The sequence below is a fragment of the Riemerella anatipestifer genome, assembly GCF_009663465.1.
GTDB lineage: Bacteria > Bacteroidota > Bacteroidia > Flavobacteriales > Weeksellaceae > Riemerella > Riemerella anatipestifer_C.
The window spans coordinates 143291-169157 of sequence record NZ_QXHU01000006.1; the positions used below are offsets into that span (position 1 = coordinate 143291).

General features: G+C 35.7%; 25 protein-coding genes and 4 tRNA genes. 12 read left to right on the forward strand and 17 right to left on the reverse strand.

From position 1 onward, the window contains the following. Positions 1-201: 201 nt before the first annotated feature. On the reverse strand, positions 202-921 hold the full coding sequence (locus D1003_RS09525; protein WP_153936737.1) for a DNA-binding domain-containing protein: 720 nt from the start codon (positions 919-921) through the stop codon (positions 202-204). A 59-nt stretch (positions 922-980) separates the two neighbouring features. After that, the gene (locus tag D1003_RS09530; RefSeq protein WP_153936739.1) at positions 981-2870 is read right to left on the reverse strand and encodes an FISUMP domain-containing protein; all 1890 of its coding nucleotides are present in this window, start codon (positions 2868-2870) and stop codon (positions 981-983) included. A gap of 710 nt (positions 2871-3580) precedes the next feature. Here D1003_RS09530 and D1003_RS09535 point away from each other — a divergent pair. Further along, entirely contained in the window at positions 3581-4345 is a 765-nt protein-coding gene (locus D1003_RS09535) for a GIN domain-containing protein (protein WP_153936741.1), read from the forward strand. An 80-nt stretch (positions 4346-4425) separates the two neighbouring features. Here the strand turns inward: D1003_RS09535 and D1003_RS09540 are convergent, their stop codons facing one another. The 6 genes from D1003_RS09540 to D1003_RS09565 all read right to left on the reverse strand — a co-directional run bounded on the left by D1003_RS09540 (position 4426) and on the right by D1003_RS09565 (position 8221). Further along, on the reverse strand, positions 4426-5820 hold the full coding sequence (locus D1003_RS09540) for a dipeptidase (RefSeq protein WP_153936743.1): 1395 nt from the start codon (positions 5818-5820) through the stop codon (positions 4426-4428). 100 nt (positions 5821-5920) lie between these two features. After that, positions 5921-6565 carry an OmpA family protein gene (locus D1003_RS09545; protein ID WP_153936745.1) on the reverse strand — a complete coding sequence of 215 codons (645 nt, stop codon included), beginning with the start codon at positions 6563-6565 and terminating at the stop codon, positions 5921-5923. A 66-nt stretch (positions 6566-6631) separates the two neighbouring features. Further along, the gene (locus D1003_RS09550; RefSeq protein WP_153936747.1) at positions 6632-7783 is read right to left on the reverse strand and encodes a class I SAM-dependent methyltransferase; all 1152 of its coding nucleotides are present in this window, start codon (positions 7781-7783) and stop codon (positions 6632-6634) included. A gap of 164 nt (positions 7784-7947) precedes the next feature. Next, positions 7948-8020, reverse strand: a tRNA-Lys gene (locus tag D1003_RS09555). Positions 8021-8037: 17 nt separating this feature from the next. Then, positions 8038-8121: transfer RNA gene (locus tag D1003_RS09560), tRNA-Leu, on the reverse strand. Positions 8122-8148: 27 nt separating this feature from the next. Further along, positions 8149-8221, reverse strand: a tRNA-Lys gene (locus D1003_RS09565). Between the two features lie 97 nt (positions 8222-8318). Between D1003_RS09565 and D1003_RS09570 the strand changes: the two genes are divergently transcribed. After that, positions 8319-8837 carry a shikimate kinase gene (locus D1003_RS09570; protein ID WP_153936749.1) on the forward strand — a complete coding sequence of 173 codons (519 nt, stop codon included), beginning with the start codon at positions 8319-8321 and terminating at the stop codon, positions 8835-8837. On the opposite strand, the gene D1003_RS09575 is transcribed toward D1003_RS09570, so the two are convergent. Beyond that, positions 8818-9252, reverse strand: coding sequence for an RNA-binding S4 domain-containing protein (locus tag D1003_RS09575; protein WP_153936751.1), 435 nt, complete (start codon positions 9250-9252; stop codon positions 8818-8820). The genes D1003_RS09570 and D1003_RS09575 overlap by 20 nt on opposite strands. A gap of 79 nt (positions 9253-9331) precedes the next feature. Here D1003_RS09575 and D1003_RS09580 point away from each other — a divergent pair, with 79 nt between their 5' ends. Both D1003_RS09580 and D1003_RS09585 read left to right on the forward strand, forming a co-directional pair. Continuing rightward, on the forward strand, positions 9332-10051 hold the full coding sequence (locus D1003_RS09580) for a hypothetical protein (protein ID WP_153936753.1): 720 nt from the start codon (positions 9332-9334) through the stop codon (positions 10049-10051). Between the two features lie 19 nt (positions 10052-10070). Next, positions 10071-10682 carry a 4'-phosphopantetheinyl transferase family protein gene (locus D1003_RS09585; RefSeq protein WP_153936755.1) on the forward strand — a complete coding sequence of 204 codons (612 nt, stop codon included), beginning with the start codon at positions 10071-10073 and terminating at the stop codon, positions 10680-10682. Here the strand turns inward: D1003_RS09585 and D1003_RS09590 are convergent. The 3 genes from D1003_RS09590 to D1003_RS09600 form a co-directional block, all read right to left on the reverse strand. After that, positions 10655-12916 carry an FUSC family membrane protein gene (locus D1003_RS09590; protein ID WP_153936756.1) on the reverse strand — a complete coding sequence of 754 codons (2262 nt, stop codon included), beginning with the start codon at positions 12914-12916 and terminating at the stop codon, positions 10655-10657. The two genes, D1003_RS09585 and D1003_RS09590, sit on opposite strands and share 28 nt — an antisense overlap. 22 nt (positions 12917-12938) lie before the next feature. Continuing rightward, positions 12939-13316, reverse strand: a complete 378-nt coding sequence (locus D1003_RS09595) for a BlaI/MecI/CopY family transcriptional regulator (protein ID WP_153936758.1) — start codon at positions 13314-13316, stop codon at positions 12939-12941. A gap of 62 nt (positions 13317-13378) precedes the next feature. Then, positions 13379-13804: an NUDIX hydrolase gene (locus tag D1003_RS09600; protein ID WP_153936760.1), complete on the reverse strand. Its 426-nt coding sequence runs from the start codon at positions 13802-13804 to the stop codon at positions 13379-13381. Positions 13805-13851: 47 nt separating this feature from the next. Between D1003_RS09600 and D1003_RS09605 the strand changes: the two genes are divergently transcribed. From D1003_RS09605 to D1003_RS09625, 7 genes are all read left to right on the forward strand, one after another. Then, positions 13852-14733 (forward strand): hypothetical protein, encoded by an 882-nt coding sequence (locus D1003_RS09605; protein ID WP_153936762.1) that lies wholly within the window; start codon positions 13852-13854, stop codon positions 14731-14733. A 40-nt stretch (positions 14734-14773) separates the two neighbouring features. Then, positions 14774-15751 carry a polyprenyl synthetase family protein gene (locus tag D1003_RS09610; protein WP_264314348.1) on the forward strand — a complete coding sequence of 326 codons (978 nt, stop codon included), beginning with the start codon at positions 14774-14776 and terminating at the stop codon, positions 15749-15751. A 67-nt stretch (positions 15752-15818) separates the two neighbouring features. Further along, entirely contained in the window at positions 15819-16130 is a 312-nt protein-coding gene (locus tag D1003_RS11305; protein ID WP_260393390.1) for a hypothetical protein, read from the forward strand. A gap of 64 nt (positions 16131-16194) precedes the next feature. Next, on the forward strand, positions 16195-16947 hold the full coding sequence (locus tag D1003_RS11310; protein WP_260393391.1) for a hypothetical protein: 753 nt from the start codon (positions 16195-16197) through the stop codon (positions 16945-16947). Between the two features lie 124 nt (positions 16948-17071). Next, a complete protein-coding gene (locus D1003_RS11315; RefSeq protein WP_260393392.1) occupies positions 17072-17317 on the forward strand; it encodes a hypothetical protein in 246 nt (81 codons plus the stop codon). 142 nt (positions 17318-17459) lie between these two features. Next, positions 17460-18731, forward strand: coding sequence for an aminotransferase class I/II-fold pyridoxal phosphate-dependent enzyme (locus D1003_RS09620; protein WP_014938427.1), 1272 nt, complete (start codon positions 17460-17462; stop codon positions 18729-18731). Positions 18732-18860: 129 nt separating this feature from the next. Next, positions 18861-19202: a zinc ribbon domain-containing protein YjdM gene (locus tag D1003_RS09625; protein WP_052910487.1), complete on the forward strand. Its 342-nt coding sequence runs from the start codon at positions 18861-18863 to the stop codon at positions 19200-19202. Between the two features lie 43 nt (positions 19203-19245). Here the strand turns inward: D1003_RS09625 and D1003_RS09630 are convergent, their stop codons facing one another. After that, the gene (locus tag D1003_RS09630) at positions 19246-20187 is read right to left on the reverse strand and encodes a sulfate/molybdate ABC transporter ATP-binding protein (RefSeq protein ID WP_153936764.1); all 942 of its coding nucleotides are present in this window, start codon (positions 20185-20187) and stop codon (positions 19246-19248) included. A gap of 117 nt (positions 20188-20304) precedes the next feature. Here D1003_RS09630 and recG point away from each other — a divergent pair, with 117 nt between their 5' ends. Beyond that, entirely contained in the window at positions 20305-22395 is a 2091-nt protein-coding gene (gene recG, locus D1003_RS09635; protein WP_153936766.1) for an ATP-dependent DNA helicase RecG, read from the forward strand. A 39-nt stretch (positions 22396-22434) separates the two neighbouring features. On the opposite strand, the gene lpdA is transcribed toward recG, so the two are convergent. The 4 genes from lpdA to D1003_RS09655 all read right to left on the reverse strand — a co-directional run bounded on the left by lpdA (position 22435) and on the right by D1003_RS09655 (position 25867). Continuing rightward, the gene (gene lpdA / locus D1003_RS09640) at positions 22435-23838 is read right to left on the reverse strand and encodes a dihydrolipoyl dehydrogenase (RefSeq protein WP_153936768.1); all 1404 of its coding nucleotides are present in this window, start codon (positions 23836-23838) and stop codon (positions 22435-22437) included. Between the two features lie 127 nt (positions 23839-23965). After that, positions 23966-24772, reverse strand: coding sequence for a polyphosphate kinase 2 (gene ppk2, locus D1003_RS09645; protein WP_153936770.1), 807 nt, complete (start codon positions 24770-24772; stop codon positions 23966-23968). A gap of 18 nt (positions 24773-24790) precedes the next feature. Further along, positions 24791-25645: a polyphosphate kinase 2 gene (gene ppk2 / locus D1003_RS09650; RefSeq protein WP_014938445.1), complete on the reverse strand. Its 855-nt coding sequence runs from the start codon at positions 25643-25645 to the stop codon at positions 24791-24793. A gap of 148 nt (positions 25646-25793) precedes the next feature. Beyond that, positions 25794-25867: transfer RNA gene (locus D1003_RS09655), tRNA-Asp, on the reverse strand.

Genomic DNA, 25867 nt, shown 5'->3' on the forward strand with positions numbered 1-25867 from the left:
ATATACCCAAAATAAGAGTAAAATATCTAACCTTATTTATTTAGTAAATCTGAAGGTAGTTCACTCGTACGAGTGAAGCATCTTCCCCTTACCGAGGGAAGAGGCTTCGCCTTAGGCAGTGAGGTGTCTTCCCCTTATAAGGGGAATGCCCTTCCTTAATATTAAGGAAGGGCATTCGTTATTAGAAGTGCCAAAAATACACTACACAATAGTAATAGGCGTGTTTAGAGTTTCGGTTCTTGGCTCTTTTAATAAAATAGAACCTTTACTGCTTTGCGTAGTGATGCTTAGCTCATAGTTCCCTGCTTCTAAATCTGAAGGCACAAGGATAAGCACCCTTGATGGCTCGTTAAGCACAATACTGTCTTTGGTTAGCTTTACCTCGTTTTGAGTATCTAGGTTTTTAAAGACGATGCCGTTTTTAGGATTGTCGCCGTCTATTTTAATGAATGTACCTTTGATTTCCGCATTTTTACCTTTGGTAAGTGTGCCATCTGCTTTACCAGTAGCTTTATCGGTGATGCTGAACACGCTCATTGGGCTGGACTGCTCGCCGAGGATTTCCACTTTGGTATCGTTGGCAGCTTTTCTTAGGTCGGTGCCTTGGTTTACATTTACATAAACCGAATGTTTCTCCTTATCCCAAGTTTTGTCGTAAAACACACCCTTAATGGCAGGACGCATATACACCAGTCCAGTATTTACACTATACCCGTTGAGTACCAACTCCGAGGCTTTACGGTTAAAACGGGTGATAATATCTACCGCAGTTTCGGTTTTTATCTCCATACCCTCTTTTTTAAGGGCTTCTACAATTTCTGTAATGCCAAGGCTACCACCTAAAAGAGGCACGGCTACAAAATCGTTAGGATCATCTTTCGTTAATAGGTTGGGACGCAACCACGCTTTTAAAGTATTCATAATATATAGTATTTAAAGGTTAAATATTTTTTACAATAAAGTCTAATTTATAAAGTTGGTTAATCTTTGATGCAGCGGATGCTGAAGCCATACGCACGATTGTAGATGTCGCCTACAATGCTATAGCCGTTATAGAACCATAGGAACCTAGAGTAGTTGTTATTGCTCTGCTCACTACTCCACAAGTAATTGCGGTAGCCTCGGTCACTAAATGAACCGCCGTCGCTATTGTGGCTACCGCTTGCAGAAAGGCGGAGCACCGACTCGTTCCACATAGCTGACGAATTAGTGTAATTATTAACTGCATTATAACCTAAAATCGCATTGTGCAAAGCCACTTGCTCTGCGTGAGTAGGCACATGATAACCTACAGGACAAGGGTTATTAGAACCATTAGTCTGCCACAAATTCTTATTGGTAGATGAACTATTTAAGGTATTATTAACCCAACTCCAATAAGTTGAATTGTTACCTATGATAAATTGGTTATGATTAGGGTTAGTCCAAGAATTAGACAAAGTAGTTGTAGTACCATATTTAGACGTACCATTTGTGGAAGAGGTCCAAGTAATCAGCTCGTGCCCGTCTGGGTTACGCTGCCATTGGAAAAGAGAACCGTACGCTCGCCAATCCTTTTTGATTTGGTTGGCTGTTGGGTTAGAAAGCGGTTCTGCGGAAGCGATATTTATAGGGTTTAAAGCCCCTGCTTGATAGGTTGGGCTAAACCATTGGGAATCTACACGAGCGTATTCCGCTCCGAGGTTATTATTAAGCCAAGTTCTACCATCTGGTCCCGTGATTGGAATATAAATAAACTCGTGCTCTTTCACATTTGCCCCATACCCCACACAGTCTAAAGTGGTCTTACTAAAACAACGGTCAGGAACACCACCAATACCTTTAAGCACTAAACTATACGGTTGCCCATTAAGCGTGTAAGGAATTGTAGCAATAGTGTACTCCTGCTCTGGAGCTAACATTTTTACTAAATATTCTTGGTCGCCTCCACCTACAGTAATAATAGCTTCTAAATAGCCTGTTACTCCGAAATTACCCGTTGGGATATTAAGCGTAAGAGTATTGGTATCACCACCTTGTCCAGAGGCGGTGGTAACTGGTGCGGAGGTAACTGCATTATAAGAACCTCTTCCATTGGTATAAGGGATTTTTACGATGAGTTTATTGGCTGTATTGTTTATTTTACCTTGATGAGTAATACCATTATATTCTAAAGACACTACATACTCTGTTTTAGGTGAGGTAATAGTGGCTGAACCTAAGCCCACTTGGGTTTGTTGGTCGGCTTGGGCGCCGAGTTTATTAAAATTAGCTGTTAAAGTACCTGCAGACGGTGTGCCCTCCATCGTGTACCATAACATCGCCGATTCTCCAGAGTTTAAGTTAATAAGACTTCCCGAAGTGCAAGGATTCACGCTTCCCGTCGGCGTAGCCCCATTAAGTTTCTGCCACTGGCAGTTTGCCATCGTAATCGTTGCGCCACCATTCTGAAAACTTACCGCATCGGCAAAAGACGAGCTAACATTAGAAAACGAGTTGTTTTCTAGTTTAAATTTGGCTTTATTGGCACCGGTAAATGCCACACCACCCACATAAGCACCTTCAAAGCCTGCTGCCTTTACCGCTACCGACTGGGTTTGGTTGCTCCCCGGCATACAAGTCCACTGGTGAACCCCCGAAACCACGCCTTGGTAAATTTCTATACAGCTTTTGTCGGTATTGTAAATCATCGTGCCTACTTCGGCAGTCCCCGAAAATTTCAAACGCTCCTCCGAGGTAAATTGAGGGAATAGCACCCCTTGTGACTGGGTGTTAGGGATATGGGTGTTTTTCTTCACCTCTAAGGTGGCTTTGGGGTCGTTGGTATTGATGCCTACTTGTGCCTGTAATGCCATCGGCAGAAATATCGCACAGAATAAAATCTTTTTCATAAAATGTTATAGTTTATAGAGGTTAGATATTGGATTTTAGAGGTTGGAGGTTCAGCGGTTCAAAGTTCAAGGAGCTGAAGCTGTTCAAGGTTCTATGTTTAAGGTTTAAGGGATATGTACGCTTATTCAACCTTAAACTTTGAACTTTAAACCTTGAACTAATGAGAAAATGCCTCCCCCCTCTAAACACACACAAAACGAGAGGAAAGGCTAAAACAGAAAGAACAGAACGCTCCTCCTGTAGGCTAGAAGCTCTAAACCCAAACAACCAATTTAACTTATGAAAAAGATGGGCTTCTAGCAGGTATTTATGAAAACAAAACTTAGCGTATGCTAAACGCCAAATGCCCCTAACGGAAGCTAGAGGCACATTATTTATAATTGATGATAAAAATCTAGATAAAAAGTAGTATACTACGCGTACGCACGCAACTATTCTGTGTGTGTGTGTGTGTGTGTGTGTGTGTGTTTACACAATTATTTGGAACTACCAAATTTTTGTGTAAGTTTTTTTCACTTTTTTGTATGTGGTTGGTATCGTGTAGCATAAACTGGGACAAATGTATAAGCTATTTTTGAAATATGCAAGTTTTAAAAAAAATAATCTTGGTAGTACAAGAAATTATTCTACTTTTTTCACCCTAAAAACAGTCCTTGTGTTTTAAATAATTTGTTATATTTGGGGCTTAATAATCTAAAAAAAGTGTATTATGAAAAATTTAAAAAATTGGACCTTATTGTTCCTTACCTTGTTTGTGGCTAGTGTGTATTCGCAAAAAGTAAACCTTACCAATGTACCTACCAAAACCCAAACATTTGATGTGGCTAGTTTTAACCAGCTTAAAGTTCAGTCCAATATAGGAGTTAAATTAGTAAAGTCTAATCAGGAGAAAGTAGAGGTAACTTCTAACGCTTTAGATTACCTTACCGTTGTTTCTAGCAATGGTGTGCTTACATTAAAATACAAGCCTAACACCTCTCTAAAAAATGCTAAAACCAAAGCCATCGTCTATACCAAAAACATCAACAAAATGGAATTGAGCGGTGCTTCTTCGGTAGAAAGCCAAGATACATTCAATACTAGTGATATTCGTTTGAGCGGAGCCTCTAATGTTTCTGGAAACTTTAATGCTAAAAACATCAACCTTAGTTGCAGTGGTGCAAGTAACTTTAAAGGCAACCTAAATGCCGATAGCACTACCATTGAAATCAGTGGTGCAAGTAACACTTCTGGAACTATTACCGCTAAGAGTGCTAAAATTGAAGCGAGCGGAGCATCTAACATCAATAGTCAAATAAACGCTACCAATGTAACTACTTTGGAAGTTTCTGGTGCTTCTAAAGCCGTTCTAAAAGGAAGTTCTAACAAAATAATAGCTAGTGCTAGTGGTGCTTCTAAAATAGATTTATCTGACTTGTCTTACAGCAGCATAGAAAAAGAAAGCCACTCTATGAGCAAAATAATCTCTAAATAATTTCTCTGAATACAAACTAAATAAGGCTACTCCTAAAAGAGCAGCCTTATTTTTTATAATGTTACCAAGTATAATTGTATTTACTTAGTTTTTTTCATCTCTGTATAGTATTGGAAGAAATACGGAATACTTTCTATCCCCTTATAGAAGTTATACAAGCCATAATGTTCGTTAGGAGAATGTATTGCATCTGTATCTAAACCAAAGCCCATTAAAACACATTTAGCTCCTAAAACCTCCTCAAACAACGCCGTAATTGGGATACTACCACCACTTCTAAATGGTAAAACTTCTTTTCCAAAAGCCTTTTCCATTGCTTTTTTAGCGGCTAAAAACTCATTGGTATCGCTCTTTAAAACATAAGGCATTCCCCCGTGGTGTGGCGTTACTTTTACTTTAACGCTATCTGGTGCTATTTTCTTAAAGTGATTTACAAATTTTTCCGTAATTTCTTCTGGTGTTTGGTTAGGTACTAACCTCATTGAAATTTTAGCAAATGCCTTAGATGGTATTACCGTTTTGGCACCTTCTCCAATATAACCTCCCCACATTCCATTAACATCTAAGGTAGGTCTAATAGAAGTTCTCTCCAAAGTGGTATAGCCCTCTTCTCCTTGTATACCATTAAGCCCAATTGACTTTTTAAAAGACTCTACATCATCTTTCAACTTATTCATTTCTGCTCTTTCCTCAAGGGAAACAACTTCTACATTGTCATAGAAACCTTCCACTGTTATTCTCCCTTTATCATCTATAAGGCTACCTATCATCTTAGACAACACATTGATAGGGTTAGGAACAGCTCCTCCATAAAGCCCAGAATGTAAATCTCGGTTAGGACCCTCTACCTCTACTTCCACATAGCTAAGACCTCTAAGCCCTGTAGTTACCGTAGGTTGCTCCATAGAGTAAAGCCCCGTATCCGAAATCAGAATAACATCACAAGACAGTTTAGATTGGTTTTCTTTAAGGAAATCCGCCAAGCTAGCCGAACCAACTTCCTCTTCTCCTTCTATGATAAATTTAACATTACAAGGGAGAACATTGGTCTTCATCATCGCTTCAAACGCCTTTAAATGCATAAAAAACTGACCTTTATCGTCTGCCGCTCCTCTTGCAAAAATTGCTCCTTCTGGGTGCAAAGGAGTTTCTTTAACTACAGGCTCAAAAGGACCACTTTCCCACAATTCCAAAGGGTCAGGTGGCTGCACATCGTAATGCCCATAAACCAATACCGTAGGAAGTGATGGGTCTATCATTTTCTCACCAAATACAATAGGATAACCTTTGGTTTCGCATACCTCCACCGCGTCTGCTCCTGCATTAGTAAGGTGTTTCGCTACCTCTTCGGCACAGTTGAGCACATCTTGATTATAGGCTGGGTCTGCACTAATAGAAGCTATTTTAAGCAATTCTATAAGTTCGTCTAAAAATCTTTTCTTGTGGTCTTGAATGTAATTTTGTGTTTCTTGCATCAGTTTATTTTTGATGTAGTAAAAGTAATTATTTTTAATGAAATAAAAAAACGCCCCTCCAAAAGCTAGGAGAGACGCAGATTATGCATTTATACTTTTCTTATTTTGTGAATCTTACAGACATTTTTCTATCCGAAGCTCTTTCTTCATCAGAAGCATCTGCTGCTACTTTAGCAAATTTACTTCCGTACCCTTCTGCTGATACTACTTGAGCTCCCACTCCTGCTTTTTCTAACTGTGCCTTAATAAACTCTGCTCTAGCTTGAGATATTTTAACATTAGTTTCCTCACTACCTGTTTTATCTGTATAACCTCCAATTTTAATTTTAGCGTCTGGGTACGCCTTTAATATTTTTGCTAAGTTATCTATTTGCTCTGCACCAGACTCTAACTGATTGGTAGAACCCATTTTAAAGTTAACATGGTCAAAATCATACCAAACATTCTTAAGAACATCGTCTGAAGAAGATGCATACTTCCCAGATTTAAGGAAAGATAACATAGTGTCTTCCATTCCACCTTTATATCCTTTTAGAGCAACCCCCTCTAAGTCTATAGTTACCTCTTCTTTAACTCCCGATTGATGACCTCCAGCATGAGCAGAATGCCCATTACCTTGAGCGTCGTCTGTATATCTTTCTACCCCTTCTTCTAGTTTAATAATATTCTTATTACCCCCTGGCTGAATCTTCTTACAAGATACCATAAGCGAAACAACAGCTACTGCAAAAATATATTTTTTCATTCTTTTAAATTTTGTCCCAAAGTTAATAAATCTCTTTTTAATAGCCTAAATATTTATTTTTAATTTTTATTTAGACCTCAAAATCACTTTACCTTTTATGGTTTGAGTAAAAATAAGATAGTTCTGTCCCCCATCTTTAAGTTTATATTTTTTCTTAATTTCCACTGGATTTAGCGGATAATTTTTTGAAACAAGGTTATACTGCTCTCCTTTTTTTATTTCCTTAGATGAAACCTCTTCTACCTCCAAAACTCGCCCTGGAAAATCTAATATTTTTTCTTCCGAAGTATAGAGGTGTGTGTTAATATGTAGCTTATTCAGTTGATATTTTTTTGCAACACTCTTGAATGCCCCCGATTTAAGTATAGCCCCATTAGGAATATACAGATATTTCTTCGCTTCAGAAAAAGAGACTTGAGTATCCTCCTCATCTTTTATAACAAACGAAAAATCGGGCTCGTTTGTTTCTAAATTAAAACATCTGCAAAGCGGAAAGTTGTTTTCCTCTGCACTTCTGTCCATCAAAACTAAAACTTCCTTCACTTCATTTTTTACCGCTATAACATCTATGGAAACGATATGAGACAAAATGGAAATCAAGTATTTAATATCAATAAGAGGAGAAAGTTTAACCAACACCTTTGGAGAAATCCCTAAAAGTTGATTTTTAATCTCTAAGATATTAGGCGATAAATCCTCTAAAAGAAATTTTTTATTTTTATTATTATCTCTTCTAGCAGGGTCTAAATAGACCAAATCATATACCTCTTGGTTATTTTTTAAAAAAGTTTCTAGATTTGTATTGATAAAATTAGCCTCTCTCCCAAGTTCCGTCCAATTATATTTAACTATTGATAAAAGAGAGCTATTTTGCTCCACTAGAGTTACTTTTTTAAATTTTTGAGACAGAAAAAAAGCATCTATTCCGAAACCACTAGTTAAATCTAAAAAGTGATTTCCTCTAAACCATTCCCCTTTAAAAGAAGCCGTAGATTGTGAGGAAGATTGTTCTAAATTAAGATGAGGAGGAAATAAAATACCTCTTCTATCTAAAAAAGGAAATTTTTTACGAGCTACCCTACGCCCTTCTATTTGCTGAACTAAGTCTTGATTGCTAATTCCTTCAAAAATTGTTTTTTTCAAAAGAATTTTCATCACATCTTCTTCGAGATGTGCCTCTATAAAATCTTTCACTTCATTTCTCTGTAGATACTCCATTCTGTTTTTTTGCTGTACAAAGGTAGAATTTTATCGCTAGTAACAAAAGCTAGAAATTGGATAAACCTCATAAAAAACCAAAAGTCTCCTCATAAACAAAGGAGACTTCTGAACACCAAATCACAAAATATTAATATGAAAAAAATTTACTTTTCAGCAAATTGTGACTCGGCTGGGATTCGAACCCAGGACCCATACATTAAAAGTGTATTGCTCTACCAGCTGAGCTACCGAGTCTAAGTTTTTTTTCTGTGTGCCTGCGACTGGACTCGAACCAGCACATCCTTAAGGATACCACCCCCTCAAGATGGCGTGTCTACCAATTTCACCACACAGGCAAAAATCTTCTTCAAGATTTTTTCTTGTGACTCGGCTGGGATTCGAACCCAGGACCCATACATTAAAAGTGTATTGCTCTACCAGCTGAGCTACCGAGTCATTTGAGTTAGGATAATTCCGTTCTCAAAAGTGGTGCAAAGATACGGCTTTTTTTGTTTTCTCAAAATTTTTCTGCAATTTTGTTTAAAAATAAATCATGATTATTACTCTAACAGGCTATATGGGAAGCGGTAAATCACTAATTTCCAAAAAATTATCAGAAAAAATAAATTTTAATTTATTAGACCTAGATAAGGTAATTTCTGAGCAAGAAATGAGAGAAATACCTCAAATTTTTAAAGAAAAGGGGGAAATTTATTTCAGAAAAAGAGAAAAAGAAACCCTAGAACACCTACTCAATACTCAAAAATCTACAATCCTTAGTTTGGGAGGCGGTACACCTGTTTATTATAATAACATAGATACCATAAATACTTTTTCCGAAAGTATTTATCTAAGAACTTCTGTAAAAAATCTTCATAAAAGATTAATAAAAGAAAAAAGCAGCCGACCACTTATAGCTCATATAGAAGACAGTGACCAACTGCTAGAATTTGTTGCAAAACACTTGTTTGAAAGGCAAGCCTACTACTCAAAAGCAAAATATATCGTAGATACTGATGACAAATCTCCCGACGAAATCGTTAATGAAATTATTAGTCTTCTAAGTCTTTAGCATCATTAAAAAACGAGTCCCAATCGTCTTCATCGAAGAAAGTCTCATCGTCTGTATTGATAAATTCGGTCATATCTCTACGGTCTTTTTTAGTAGGTCTTCCTTCGCCTTTTTGACGATAATAATCTTGTGATAATTTTCGCATTCTTAGGATTTCGTATTGCTCTTTCTCCGTCATATCCTTAATGTGAAGCGGAACTAACTTAGCTCCTATCCTACTTTTAGGGATTTGAATTACCTTTATTTTATAATCAATCTGGTTTTTTCTAATTTTAATTGTATCGCCCTCCATCACTTCTCTAGAAGGCTTTACAACTTGCTCGCCTACTGAAACTCTATTCTTTTTTATTTCTTCTGCCGCTATGCTTCTTGTCTTAAAAAACCTCACACTCCACAAAAATTTATCTATTCTCATATTTTATTTATATTTTTGTCGTTACTAAAAAATAAAATCGCAATTTAACAAAATTGCTTATTAAGCAAAAAGATATTCTATGAAAAAAAGTATTGCACTCAGCCTTTTGGCTATAGGACTTACCGCTACCTCTTGCAAAAGAGATGATAACACTACTACCACTACAATAGTAGATATTAGTGTACAAAACGATTATGATGTACAAGCCATTCAGCAATTTTTAAAAGACAACTATTTTGATTCTAAAGGGAATATTGTAGCCTTTGATTCTAATAATACGGCTGATGATAACGAGAAACCTTTATCCGATTACAACCCTCAAACTTTAGAATCTGGAGTAGTATACATTGTAAGACCAAATGCACAGCCTGATAATGGTACTACTATAGGCGCTACAGATAGTATAAGCCTAATGCATAAAACAATGACTTATGTTGCCACTAAAGAAGGCGAGAGTGTAAAACTTAGAAGTCCTTATACTTTCTATAATGCCATTAGTGGTACAGGAATACCACAAGAAGATCCCTCTTTCTATTATGTTAAAAACTCGGTACTAACAAGTAGCGGAAAAACTAGAAGCTACTACGAAATAGAAGGTTTCCAAGAGGCTTTAAAATATTTCAAAAGTTTTAATCAAGGAGCTGAAGCAGATTATAACTTACAAGGTGTAATTATAGTGCCATCAAAAGCAGCTTTTGCTAGAGATGCTCATTTTAATTATGCTGGTTACTCTTTAAACGACAGAACTTTTGTATTTAACTTTCAAGTTTACAAAACTTCTGCTAGAACTAGCGACTAATTTTATAAAAAACGGATAAATGCCTCTTTACAAAGAGTTTTCTACGAAAGAAATAGCTATTCTGGTTTGGAAACACGATGAACAAAAGGAGGTATGGCATGAGGAAATAGATACTCAATCTAAAATTTCAATAAAAAAACAATACGAACGACTGATGGTAAGGAGAATGCTCAATTCGGCATTGCCTCTCCATCAGTTGTTTTATTTGGAAGACGGAACACCCTACTTGGAGCCTTCTTCTGCGTTTATTTCAATCAGTCATTCATATCCTTATGCAGTTTTGGCAATCGCTCCTAGAAAAATAGGTGTGGATATAGAAAAGAAGTCTGATAAATTAGTTCGCTTAAAGGAGAAAATACTCTATCCTTCCGAAAAACTTTGGGTTTCTTCTCAAGATGAAGAATCTTATCTGACGGCATTATGGACGATTAAGGAGAGTTTATATAAAATCCATTCGGCTAAATATTGGTCTTTTAGAGAACATTACGAAGTGTTGCCTTTTTCTCTGGATAACCTATCTTCGGTGGAATGTAAGGTGCTTAATAGCCTAACTGGTAACGCAGATATATACAGAGCAAAGTTGGAGATTATAGGCGAAGATTATTACTTAGCCGTAGCGGAAGAAGCGTAGTATTTTCTTAGTTCTAGACTTACTTTTCTTTGTTTTTTGGCGGTACTGAAAATCAGTTCTAGGAGTTCTTGTATGCTTTTAAGTTCGGTGAGGTAAGTTACCTTTTTAGAATCTCGTATATTATAAAACTCGTTTTCGGATATTTCTGTTTTCCTTTTGTTTAGCAGTTGGTACACATAGTCTTCGGGAGTTAGTTGGCTTTGTTCGTCTAATGTTTCATCATAGAACTCATTATTTAGAGCAATTTTTATTTTGCTTAGTTCGGCGTTTATCTTGGTATCCCACGCTTCAAAATCTATTTCAGGGTAATCTTTTGTGGTCTTAGCGTATTGTGATAAAGAAGCGATATAAGCCGTTAATAGATGTGAGGTATTAACGAATTGATGGATATGCTCTAGCTTTTTTCGCTGGTTTTTGGGGTCAGATAACATTCTTTGGAAATTGTCGGATAAATTGGCCAAAGCAATGGTCGCATTTTTTCTTAGCAAACGGTATTTTTCGTCAGTGATGTTTTTATGTTGTAGGGTTTTTATAATCTCTTCAAAATAGGCTTTGTTATGATTGATGGCATTGAGCATAAGGGTTTGGTTTTGGGTATGCTCCCAAACAGGAAAGATAAAATACGAAGTGACAAGAGCGATAATTCCAGCAATGATAGTATCTATAATTCTATCTTTTAAGATGGTTTCAAAGTTGCCTGGATTTAAAAAGTTGAATGCCAAAAATATGTAAACCGTCATAAAAAGGACTGCCCAAAAATAGCGCGTTCTAAAAGTTGCAAAGCAGAAGACCATAGAAACGAATAGTATGGAAACTTGGGCAATGGGGTGAGTAATCCAATAGATAGCTGCTGTTCCCAAAAAAGCACCCACCAAAGTACCATAGAGTCTAAGGAGGTTTCTACTTTTAGTAATGCTGTATGCAGGACGCATAATGGCGACAATGGTAATGAGAATCCAGTAAGAATGCCCAATATTTAGGATTTCTATTTTAGGAACGATATAGCCTATCAGCATAGCTACAGTTACCCTAATAGCGTACCTAAATTGTGCAGAATCTAAGGAGAGATTATTTTTAAATACCTTGAAATTGATAGGATTTTCCTTTGGTAAAAATTTAGATAAATCCAGTCCAGAAGATAGGCTTTTAGCGAGTTTTATATCTTGAGATGAAACTTTGTAAATATGATTGATACTTTCGGTAAGTTCTGCTAGTCTCATCATACTTTGTCTTAGGAGTAAGAAATAATCTAAAGTTTCTGCCGATAGCTCTTGGTTTCTTAAATCAAAATAGGTGTTAAAGCAATCTTCTAATTCTAGTGTAAGAGGATATTTAGGCTTTGGAGTGCTGCTCGTTTGTATGCTAATGCCGATGTTTTTCAGTTCAATAGAGAGTATAAGCAGCATTCTTTGTATCTTGCCAAATACTTCTTCGTTGCCGAAAAATTGTCTTATTTTAGAGTAATCATTATCAGAGGTGAGGAGCTTTTCGTACAAATCAATACTACTGATAAAATTCATCATTAGAAGTCGGCTTGTGGTGGTAGATTCATTAACGAATTTTCTGGTTTTAAAAAGTAATTCTCTCGTTTCCTCTTGAATGTTTTTAATGAAAATTTGTTGTGTGGTAAGTTGTGTTACCAGTTGGTCTAAATCTGAATCTTTGGAATAGAATTTAGATTTTTGTTCTAGAAACTTGGCGAGTTCTAAATAATTTTCGCCTACGAGTTGCTTAGCGAGTTTGTAGGGTTGTAGCCTAGATAGCAATAGTAATAAAAGCAAATACCAAAGTGTTCCTAGAGTAAAAGAAAATAAACTTTTAATGACGTGGTTGCCTGTGAGATGCCCGTCAATAAAAATAGCTAACACCACCAATGAAAGTCCACCAACGGAAGCCAATCTCGCACCATAGACCCCTATCATATTGAAAAACATTCCAAAAACGATAATCTCCAAAAACACCAATAGACTGTATTCTTTGAGAAAACTAGCCGTAACAGATACCACTAAAAAGGAGATAATAGCAGCAATTAAAGTGTTTCTTCTTCTAACGAATGAACCCGGTAAATCCACCAAGGCAACAAAGCTAGTACCTAAAGGAAATAAAAAGAAATCTTTGAAAATATCTAAATAGCTAAAGATGATAGAAGGTATAATAATAGCCAGAGAAATCCTTACCCCAGCGTACAAATATTGACTAGAAAAGAAGTTTTTGAGTTCTGTGGTGTATTTCATATAGCTAGTATCGAGGTAAGTTTTATTTTTTCTTCTTCTTTTTCTTCTTCTTTTCTTTTTTACAGAATTTAGAAAGGTCTTTAGTAGTGATGAGTTCTTCGTTTAAAAGTCTTTCTATCAATAGTTTTTTATTGGTAGGGTAATAAGTTTCTATAAAATTTTTGAGTAAGAAAAGCTCATATTCTTCTTTGGAAATTTCTATTTTGTAGAAAAAAATCCGGCCTTCTTTTTCAGTGCTTATAAAGTTCTTTTCTACTAATATTTTAAGGAAGGTGGAAATAGTATTTTGATGAGGTTTGGGTTCCGGATAGGCTTCTACAATATCTTTAAGGAAAGCCCCTTGTAATTCCCATACAACTTGCATAAGTTGTTCTTCAGCAATAGTGAGTGGTGTTATCATTGATGAATAGTTTGCTACAAAAGTAAAGAAATGATATTAAATTACCATAGCTGAAAGTAGTTTTAATTACAAGTTAATGTATGCTTTAGTTGTTCAAAAACCCTTTGGTCTATGGGTAGCTTAAAAGGGCATTGGTCTTTTAGAGTTACCCATTTGATGTTTTCTATGCTAGGCTCTTTTATTTTTAATGATGCTAAATTTTCTATCTCTACTAAATAATAGACTGTAAGTAGTTGCTCGTTATCTCTAAATTTAGAAACTAAAAAATCTTCCTGTGTGTAGAAATGTTGGGCAGATTTTACAGTTAGATTTAGCTCTTCCCTAAACTCTCTTTGGAGGCAGTCTAGCAGCCCTTCTCCGTATTCTAGTCCGCCGCCAGGAAGTTTAGTGAGGTCTTCACCTATATATTTTTCTTCCAATGCTAAAATTTCGGATTTACTATTCAAGCAAATGCCGTAAACACGAATGTTAATCTTATCTATTTTCATAGGTTCTTTTTTCTTAATTTTGTGCCACAAAGTTAAATTATTTACCGATGTTCAAAAAACAAATCGTTCTTATTGCTCTAGTATTTTTGGGGGTTTATAATGCCAATGCACAAGACCTTAAATTTCTAAAACTTAAAAAGTACAAAATAGCCACTCTAGACAAGAAACTTAACGAAACTTCGGGGCTTACAGAAATAGGAGAGAAATTATTATCCTTTAATGATAGTGGGAACTCGGCAGATATTTACGAAATTGACAGAGAGAATGGCGATGTTAAAAAAATAGCTACCAATGCCACTAACTTTGATTGGGAAGCCATTAGCACCGATGGTAAAAACCTTTACATCGGCGATTTTGGGAACAATATGGGGACAAGAAGCAATCTAATGGTGTACAAAATTCCGTTTCACGATGGAGAGTCATCTCTCAAGTACGAGAAAATATTGAGGTTCTATTATCCTAATCAAGAAGAATTCGTTCCACTTAATAGGAAAAATAACTTTGATGCTGAATCTATGATTTACCATCAAGGCAATATCCAAATCTTTTCTAAAGAGTGGGCTAGCTATAATACAAGACATTACGAAATAAAAACCGATACCGAAGAAAGACAACCTGCGGTTCTTTTAGAGGAGTATCCATTGGGTTATTTGGCGACTGATGCTACCTACAAAGAAGGTAAACTTTACATTATAGGTTATACCAAAAAGGCGGAAGTTTATCTTACGGTATTTCAAGAAACGGCTCCAAACAGATTTTTTGAAGCAAAACCACAGAAATACTATTTAGGTATGAGCTTTAGTATCGGTCAGATAGAGGGGGTTACCGCCACAGAAGAAGGGCTTTACATTTCTGGAGAGCGTTTTAAAACCAAAATAAGAGATGTAAAACAACCGCTGTATTTTGTGCCATACAATAAACTGAAATAGCTTATATTTGTAGCATAATTTAATAATATTTAAGTAATCTGTGGCAAATATTGTAGAGGAGATAAAGCGACCAATTGGTGCGGAAATGAAACTTTTTGAACAGAAGTTTTATGAGTCTATGCAGAGTAAAGTACCTTTATTGGATAAGGTAACTCGCTTTATTGTAACTACTAAAGGGAAGCAAATGCGTCCGATGTTTGTGTTTCTGTGTGCCAAGCTCGTAGGCGATGTTAATGAGAAAACTTACCGAGGAGCTTCTATGATAGAGCTTATCCATACCGCAACACTGGTGCACGATGATGTGGTGGACGAAAGTTTTAAAAGACGAAACTTCTTTTCAATCAATGCTTTGTGGAAGAATAAAATAGCCGTTTTGGTGGGAGATTACCTTTTATCTAAATCGGTGTTGTTATCTACTGATAATAAAGACTTTGATTTACTATCCGTAATATCTACCACCATTAGGGAAATGTCCGAAGGAGAGTTACTTCAGTTAGAAAAAGCTAGAAAGCTAGATATTACGGAGGAAGTTTATTATGAAATCATCAGGCAGAAAACGGCTACTCTGATAGCGGCTTGTTGTGAAATAGGAGTCTTGTCCAATGGTGTAGATGACACTATGGCTAAAAAGATGCGAGATTTCGGAACTTACACCGGAATGGCATTTCAGATAAAAGATGACTTGTTTGATTATTTATCTAAAAATATCATAGGAAAACCTGTAGGGATAGATATAAAGGAACAGAAAATGACGCTTCCACTTATCTATACTTTAAAAAGTGCCAACGAAAAAGACCGTAAATACTACTTTGATACCATAAAACGCCACAATCATAATCCAAAGAGAGTTAAAGAACTGATTGATTTTGTGAAACAGTCGGGTGGGTTAGATTATGCTATGGGTGTTATGAAAGATTTTCAGCAAAAGGCAAAAGATATACTAGAGGAATTTCCAGATTCTGAAGCCAAGACTTCGCTCAATTTGATGCTAGATTATGTTATAGAACGGAAGTTTTAGGTTGAAAAAAGAGGTTTAGGATTAGCCATTATACTTATTTTACGACAAATAAAAACCGAATAAAGAAATGAAAAAAAGTCTTATATTTTTAATCCTAATTTTAACAATATCGTTGTCATTTGGACAGACCAAAGTAAATTACAAAGTATTTTATTCAGAAAATCTTCAAAATGAAGGTTTAAAAATACAAGTTTCATTTTATTCAAAAAAAGCATCTGACTCTACATATTTTCAATATTCAAATGAAGTTTGGGGAGAAACCAACCTTACAAATTGTTTGAAATTTATAGAAAAAGAAAACCCTAAATACAAATTTAAAATTGTAGCGGATAGTAGTAGTAGTATAGTTGTTTATCATCCAAAAGAAAAAAAGTATTAGTTTTTCATATCACATTATCCAAGACGTAAAACAGGAAAACCTAAAATCAAAAAACAGACCTTTATTGCAGAAGGAATATTTCCATATTTTAGGGCAAAGTCTTTTCATAGTACCTGAAGAAATATTTGATGGAAAAATTGACGACCCCAAAATTACTGCAAATATTGAATGGCTCAATTTTCCTAAAAACTTTATCATTCATAACACATTTGGTTCACAACAATTAAAACAAAACCTAAAAGTAAAACTTTGGAGCGAATTTTATCATTCACTATTTGTCGGCGGTGATTATAGAATTAAATCATTCAACTATTTGGAAAAGCCAGTATATTTTGCAATTAGAGGAAAATGGTTAGGAGAATATACTGATGACAACCTTTTTGAAGCATTAAAAAAGACAATTCCGACTCAAAGAGAATTTTGGAAGGACAATGATTTTGATTATTACACGGTTATCATAACACCAACTATCACTCAAACCGATAGTGCTTACAGCGGACAAAGCATTACAGGGACAGGGATTAAAAATGGGTTTATCATTCGGTCATCAAACAATCCTTTTAATGATTTTTCTACAATGAATCATATTTTCAATCACGAAATGATGCACGATTGGATTGGTGGTAAAATTTCAATAAAACACGAAGAACTAAATTATTGGTTCAGTGAAGGGTTTACAGATTATTATACTTACAAAAATAGACTGCGAAATAACGACCTAACTTTGAAGGAGTGGCTTGATAGTTTTAACACAGAAGTTATAAAAGCGCATTGGGAGAATCTAGAAAGAAAGAAACAAACCAAACTATGTAATTAAAGATGACTTTTGGAAGAGCGAAAATGTAGAAAAAATACCTTACAGAAGAGGAGCTATTTTTGCTTTTTGGTTAGACAATCAAATTTTAAAGAAAAGTAATTACACAAAATCTTTAGACGATTTAATGAGGGATATTTTAAAAATTTGCACAACTGAAAACAGAAAGTTTACCGATGAACTGTTTTTAGAAATTGCACAAAAATACCTTGATAAAGATATAGCATACTTTTTTCAGAAGCATATCATCAATGGATTAGATTTTGAGTTAAAAAATGAAGACTTGATAGACGGATTTCAAATTGAATATGTTGAGAAAGTTCCCAAAATAGTAGCTGAAAAAGAAGTGTTGAAGAAATATATATTGAAATAAAAAACAGCTGTTATTTAAGTTACTTTCTCCTTTAGTAATAAAAATCAAAGTGTTAAAATACTAATAAAACCTTCTATATCCTATGGAAGTTTTTATTTTTTAGCTAAATTTGTACCTTAATTTTTTTAATAAAAACAAATCAATGGATATTTTTGATAGAATAAAACAAAATCCTGGTCCACTTGGTCAGTTTGCTGATTATGGAGAAGGCTATTTTGTGTTCCCAAAATTAGAAGGTCCTATAGGTCCTAGAATGAAATTTCAAGGTAAAGAAGTTATTTTTTGGAGTGCAAACGACTATTTAGGGCTTTGCAATCATCCAGAAGTAAAAGAAGCTGATGCCAAAGCAGCAGAGGAATACGGTATGTTTTACCCTATGGGAGCTAGAGCAATGTCTGGCGAAACACCTTATCATCAGCAGTTGGAGCAAGAGTTGGCAGAGTTTGTAGGTAAAGAGGCTTCTTATTTGCTAAACTTTGGCTATCAAGGTATGGTATCCATTATAGATGCTTTGGTATCAAAAAATGATGTTATTGTTTACGATGTAGACTCTCACGCTTGTATTATAGATGGAGTTCGCCTTCATATGGGTAAGAGATTTACTTATCGCCACAATGATATAGAAAGTGTAGAGAAAAACCTACAAAGAGCTACAAAAGTAGCAGAAGAAACAGGTGGCGGTATTTTGCTGATTACAGAAGGTGTTTTCGGTATGAGAGGACAGCAAGGTAAACTGAAAGAAATAGCCGCTCTTAAAAAGAAATATAAATTTAGAATGTTGGTGGACGATGCTCACGGTTTTGGTACATTAGGTAAAACAGGAGCTGGAGCTGGAGAAGAGCAAGGGTGTCAAGATGAGATAGATGTTTATTTCTCTACTTTTGCAAAATCTATGGCAGGTTTTGGAGCGTTTGTAGCAGGAGATAAGGAGATTATCCGTTATTTAAAGTACAATATGCGTTCTCAAATTTTTGCAAAATCCCTTACTATGCCTATGGTTATAGGAGGTTTGAAAAGATTGGAGCTACTTAGAAGTCGTCCAGAGATTAAAGCTAAACTTTGGGAAAATGTAAATAAATTACAAAACGGTCTTAAAGAAAGAGGCTTTAATCTAGGAGATACCAATACTTGTGTAACGCCTGTATTTATAGAGGGAAGCCCTGTGGAGGCTACCCTATTGGTAAAAGATTTAAGAGAGAATTATGGTATCTTTACTTCCGTAGTAGTTTATCCTGTGATTCCTAAAGGAATGATTTTACTAAGACTTATCCCTACGGCTTCTCATACAGATGCTGAAATTAACGAAACTATTGCAGCGTTTGAAGCGATACACGATAAGTTGGTAAAAGGTTACTACAAGGAGCAAGAAAAACAACTTTTGGAAGAAAAAGGTTTTTCATTTAAACCTATATAAGACTTATTGAAAATAGATATTTAATAAGAGGGGCTTAATTAAAAGTCTCTCTTTGTTTTTTGTAAATGGAATTAAATCTTTCTAACAGATAAAAATGATTATCTTTGCAGTAAAATTAAATAAAGAATTATGAGTGAAGTAGTTTTATGTCCTAAATGTAGTTCAGAGTTTACTTATCCACAAGATGATTTAATGGTGTGTTCACAATGTTTTCATGAGTGGAATCCAGCAGAAGTTTCAGCTTCTTCCGATGGAGAGAAAATATTAGATTCTAATGGTAATGAATTACAAGATGGTGATACTGTAGTAGTAATAAAAGATTTGCCAGTAAAAGGAGCGCCAAAACCAGTAAAGGCAGGGACTAAAGTAAAGAATATCAGACTAAATTATGATAGTGACCACAATATCAGTTGCAAAATAGACGGGTTTGGAGCTATGGGCTTGAAATCAGAGTTTGTGAGAAAGGCTTAAAGTCAGAAATAATTAAAAAAATACAGTGTAAGGAAGGATAAAATTAATCTAGACTTACACTGATTTTTTTTGCAGTTAATTCTGCTTCGGAGTACATAATGAGTTCTACATTCATAATATCAATTTTATTCCAATAGAATCCTCCAGAAAATCTACTTTCTAGTACCGTTGCAGTGTATGCTCCATTTAGGGATTCTTTGATTTCGTTAGGATAATAGAAGTTTTTGGAACATTGTAGAATTTCTTTCTGTTGTTCGGTTAGGATATTTACCTCTCCAAATAATTTGGCAACATAGCTGTTGCTAGGCTTTTTATATAGCTCTTGTGGTGTGCCATTTTGAACAATTTGCCCATCTTTTAAAATTAAAATTTCATCTAACCAAGGCATCACTTCCTGTAAATCGTGGGTAGAGATTAGAAGCGTGATGTTTTGTTCTTTAACATAATCAAACAGTTTTTTTCTAATATCTATCGTTCTGGAAACATCTAAATTACTGAAAGGTTCGTCTAGTAGTAAGAGTTTTGGTAATAGAGAAAGGGCTCTTGCAATGGCAACTCTCTGTTGCTGTCCACCGCTTAGGAATTTGGGCTTTTTATCTATTTCATTACTAAGACCCACAATGTCTAATAGCTGATTGACTTTGTTCTTTTTCTCCTCAAGATTGATGTTAGAAATAAATTTACCTACATTATCATACACCGTTCCGTAAGGCATCAAATCGTAGTTTTGAGCCACCAATTTCATTTCTTTTTCACCAGGGACAATGTTGGCTTTTGGACCAAATAAGGGGTTGCCTTCAAAATAGATGTGTCCTTCTTGCCAGTCCATAAGACCGTAGATAAGACTTAGAAGAGTGGATTTTCCGCACCCGCTTTCTCCAGCTATGGCAATGATTTTCCCTTTCTCAAAACTCCAATTGAAATTAGTGAAAATAGAGCGTTCCGAATGGTACGAAAAAGATAGATTCTTTATTTCTAAAAACATAAGGGCAAAAGTAAGGATTTTTACCTTCGGAGATGAGGTTATTGTAGGTTTTTGAGTGTTGAAATTTTATATTAGTTTCAAAACTCCTATTTTAGCGGTCTAATAGTTTTCTTGTAATTGACTTTAGAAACTTCCATAGAATACCTTAAAGGAGTAGGTCCAGAGCGGGCAAAACTCATCAAAAATCTGCTGGGAATAAGTACGGTGGAAGATTTGCTTACATTCTACCCAATAAGATATTTAGATAAAAGCAGATTGTATAAAGTAGCAGATTTGCAGAAAAATGCAGATGTAGAGGTGCAATTAAAGGGCAAGATAAGAGAATTGCAAGAAGTGGTTTATGGTAAGGGACAAAAGCGATTGTCTGCAAAATTCTACGATGAAACAGGCGTGATAGAACTGGTTTGGTTTAGATATACCAAATGGATGGTGGAGCAGATGCCTATCAATAAAGAAGTATTTATTTTTGGTAAGGTCAATTGGTTTAATGGAGTTTTCTCTATGCCTCATCCAGAGATAGAGCTGGACGAGAAAAAGGCTTTATCTGAAACTTTATTGCCTATCTATTCAGGGAGTGAAAAACTTACCAAAAGAGGGGTTAATAATAAATTTTTCCAAACCATCATCAGGGAAGTTATTAAACAGACTTCTTTCTTTTTAGAAGAAAATTTGCCGAGTAATATCCTTAGCTCGCTTAAACTGATTGGTAGAAGAGAGGCTTATCAAAATATCCATTTTCCTCAAAATATAAAATGGATAGATGAGGCTAATAAACGCCTGAAATTTGAGGAAGCCTTTTTCTTTCAGCTGGGGTATGGTCTTAAAAAGCAATATCAAAAAGTATCCAATGTAGGGATTCCTTTTCCGTTAGTGGGAGATTATTTTAATAATTTTTATCAAAATAAATTACCCTTTGAACTCACTAATGCCCAAAAGCGAGTTCTGAAAGAGATTAGAAATGATATGAAAAAGCCTATCCAAATGAACAGGCTTTTGCAAGGCGATGTAGGCTCAGGTAAAACTATGGTGGCGTTGCTTTCAATGCTATTGGCGTTGGATAATGGGACACAAGCGTGCCTTATGGCTCCTACGGAAATTTTGGCTCAGCAACATTATAACAGCATAGTTGAACTTTTAGAAGGAACGAACATTGAAGTAAGGCTCTTAACAGGTTCTACAAAAAAATCGGAACGAAAAGACATTCACGAGGGATTAGAATCTGGGAGGTTGTCTATCTTGGTAGGAACTCACGCTATATTGGAAGATGCGGTTAAGTTTAAAAATTTGGGCTTGGGCATTATAGACGAGCAACATCGTTTTGGGGTGGCACAAAGAGCGAAACTTTGGTCTAAAAATAAAATTCCACCGCATATTTTAATTATGACGGCAACGCCTATCCCTAGAACTTTAGCAATGAGTTTTTATTCGGATTTAGATGTCTCGGTAATAGATGAGTTGCCGATGGGAAGAAAGCCCATTATTACGGCTCATAGGAGAGAAAAAGACAGGCTCTCGGTTTATCAGTTCGCAAAGGAAGAAATCCAAAAGGGAAGACAAATTTATTTTGTGTATCCGCTAATAGAAGAATCTGAGACTTTAGACTATAAAAACTTGATGGAAGGCTTTGAAATAGTACTAGACTATTTTAAGGAATACGAAGTGACCATGCTACACGGCAAAATGAAACCTCACGAAAAAGATGAAGCGATGAATTATTTTGCTTCAGATAAGGCTCAAATTATGGTGGCTACTACGGTTATAGAGGTTGGTGTAAATGTACCAAATGCTTCGGTAATGGTAATAGAAAGTGCCGAAAGGTTTGGGCTTTCACAGTTGCACCAGCTTAGAGGCAGAGTGGGACGAGGGGCAGAGCAGAGCTATTGTATTTTGATGTCCTCGGACAAACTATCCACGGAAGGGCGGAAACGAATTAAAACGATGTGCGAAACCAATGACGGTTTTAAAATCTCGGAGGTAGATATGCAGCTTAGAGGTCCTGGGGATATATTGGGAACTCAACAAAGTGGTATTGTAGATTTTAAAAAGTTGGATTTAACTAAAGATGCTTCGGTAATTAAGGTAGCACAGAAAATAGTAACCCTATTGGTGCAAAGCGATCCTAATTTGACTCATCCTGCACACACTCAATTAAGAAATTACTACATAAAGCAATATAAAGGTAAAAACAAATGGGGAAAAATCAGTTGATTTTTCCCCATTAACAGGTATTTTATTCTATATAAATAATTACATATGCAATGCTCTTTTCCCTGTAGCATCTAAAGCTGCTTCTTTAATAGCCTCTGTAAATGTTGGGTGAGCGTGAGAAATTCTTGAAATATCTTCGGCACTCGCACGGAACTCCATAGCTACCACAGCTTCTGCAATCATATCCGCAGCACGAGCTCCTATCATATGAACTCCTAAAATTTCGTCTGTTTTTTCATCAGCCAGTACCTTAATTAACCCATCGATATCTCCACTCGCACGGCTTCTACCCAAAGCTCTCATTGGGAAACTTCCCACTTTATAAGAAACGCCTTCTTCTTTAAGCTGTTCTTCTGTCTTTCCAACTCCAGCTACTTCTGGCCAAGTGTAAACCACTCCTGGTATTAGATTATAGTTGATATGAGGTTTTTGCCCTGCTAAAGTTTCTGCCACAAAAACACCCTCTTCTTCCGCCTTGTGAGCCAACATAGCTCCCTTAACCACATCACCAATCGCATAGATATTAGACACATTAGTCTGAAGATGGTCGTTTACTTTTACTCTTCCTCGTTCGTCTAAGTCTACACCTGCATTTTCTAAGCCTAAACCTTCCGTATAAGGTCTTCTTCCTACTGATACTAAGCAATAATCTCCCTCTACATTTACTTCTTCTCCTTTTTTATCTTTAGCCGTTACTACTACTGTATCGCCTTTTCTTTCCACTGCTGAAACTGCTGTAGAAAGCATAAATTTCATTCCTTGTTTTTTAAGAACTTTTTGCAATTCTTTAGATAAAGAACCGTCCATTCCTGGGATAATTTTATCTAAATACTCTACCACTGTTACCTCAGAACCTAGTCTTTTGTAAACAGAACCAAGCTCTAGCCCTATAACACCACCACCGATTACGATAAGGTGCTTAGGTATTTCTTTCAAATTAAGAGCCTCCGTAGAAGTTATTACTCTTTCTTTATCTAAACTAATGAAAGGCAAAGAAAACGGCTTAGACCCCGTAGCTATAATGGTATATTTAGACTCAATAGACTCTGTAGAGCCATCATTTTTTGTTACTTTAATTTTAGTTGCTGTTTCAAAACTTCCTACTCCTTCAAAAACCGTAATTTTGTTTTTGTCCATTAGGAAATTAATCCCTTTAGTTGTTTGTTCTACCACTTCGTTTTTTCTTTCTACCATTCTAGCCAAATCTGCTTTAGGCTCATTGATAACAATTCCGTGGTTTGCAAAGTTATGTTTAGCATTTTCAAAATGCTCCGAACTATCCAAAAGTGCCTTAGATGGAATACACCCTACATTAAGACACGTCCCTCCTAAGGTAGGGTATTTCTCTATAATAGCTGTTTTAAAACCTAATTGTGCACAACGAATAGCTGCCACATAACCTCCAGGTCCAGAACCGATAACAGTAACATCAAATTGACTCATTATAATTCAAATTTATTTTTGTTTTTATCCTGACAAATGTACTAATTTTTATATGAACCACCAACCCAGATATTCCGTAAGCCTAAAACAAAAAAGGCGACTAATAAGCCACCTTTTACAAAACACCTTAATCTTCTAACTCTTCGTGAGTTATTATTTCCAAGTTTTTCGATTCATACGGAATTTTATCCAATATATATTCTAATGCCTCTACCCTCGCCTTAGATTTTTTATTGGCTTTTAGTACCTTCCACGGTGCAATTTCTGTATCCGAAACCTCAAACATTTTTTCCTTATATTCTGTATAAACCTCCCATAAATCTAAAGCCTTAGCATCTACAGGGCTATACTTCCATTTTTTAAGAGGGTTTTCTATAATATCAGCAAATCTCTTTGCTTGTTCTTCTTTTGAAATTGAGAAATACAATTTAAGCAAATAAATACCCGAGTTTACCAACATTTTTTCAAACTCATTGACTTGCGACATAAAAATATCATACTCTTCTTTTGTACAAAAATCATTAACGGGTTCTACTACTGCACGGTTGTACCAACTTCTATCAAAAAATACAATCTCCCCTGCTTTTGGCAACTGACTAATGTATCGCTGAAAATACCATTGACCTTGCTCCACCTCATTAGGCTTTGGAAGAGCAACCACACGATGCTCTCTAGGGTTAAGATGTTCGGTAATTCTTCTTATCGCTCCACCTTTACCAGCCGCATCTCTACCTTCAAAAATAATGATTACCTTCTGTTTATTTTCTACCACCCAATTTTGCATTTTGATAAGCTCTTCTTGTAATTTAGCCAATCTTTTCTCGTACTTTATCGTACGCAATGCTTTGTCTGGATTAAGCGTATCTGACTGCAATAGAGCGTAAAGCCCCTTTTTAGTATCTAGTTTTTTATATTGTGTATCTGTAAGTTCCATATTGATGTTTATTTATAATTAAAAGTCTATTTGCTTAATCATTCTAAAGTACCTTTGTACCACACTAGGGTCTGGGTTAAGAGAAACCTCATTCTCTCCTTTCCCTTCGTAATTAAACTGACTAAGCACATATCTTATCGCCTCTAGTCTTGCCCTCTTTTTATTATCAGACTTCACCACTACCCAAGGCGAAAAAGCATTGTGAGTTCTAGAAAACATCTGATTTTTATATTTCGTAAACTCGTCCCATAATTCCTGCCCTTTTTCATCTACGGGGCTGTATTTCCATTTTTTCAGCGGATTTTGAAGCCTACTATTAAAACGGAATAACTGTTCATCTTTGCTTACAGAAAACCAAAATTTGATAATATGTGTCCCCGATTCGTAAAGCATATGCTCAAACTCTGGCACCTGCACCATATATTCCTCATATTGCTCTGGTGTACAGAATCCCATCACAGGCTCTACCACCGCTCTATTATACCAACTTCTATCAAAGAAAACAATCTCACCAGAATTAGGAAGTTCTTTAATATATCTACGGAAATACCATTGTCCTCGCTCCACATCTGTAGGTTTATTAAGAGCTACAATACGCATAGCACGAGGGTTAAGATGTTCCGCAAAACGCTTAATAGTTCCTCCTTTACCAGAAGCATCTCTACCCTCAAAAATAATAGCGACTTTTTTACCCGTATTTTTAATCCAATTCTGAAGATTTACAAGTTCTGCTTGTAACAATTTTAATTCATCTTCATATTCTATTTTTTCTATAAGGGCAGCATATTTGGAATCTTCATCTTGATGCTTGTAGAGGTATTTCATCAAATCCCCTTTGGTCTTCATTTTCTCTAAATCGGTCTTTGGTATCATATAATAATCCTACTTTTATTTTTCTCTATAAAGTTAAGATTATTTGGTTAAACATAAAAAGTTTATAAGATGATTTTTAACAGTAAGAAAAGGATTAAAAACAAAAAAAACCTCTAGTTACTACTAGAGGTTCTAACCATAAATACTGCGATCCGGACGGGGCTCGAACCCGCGACCACCTGCGTGACAGGCAGGTATTCTAACCAGCTGAACTACCGGATC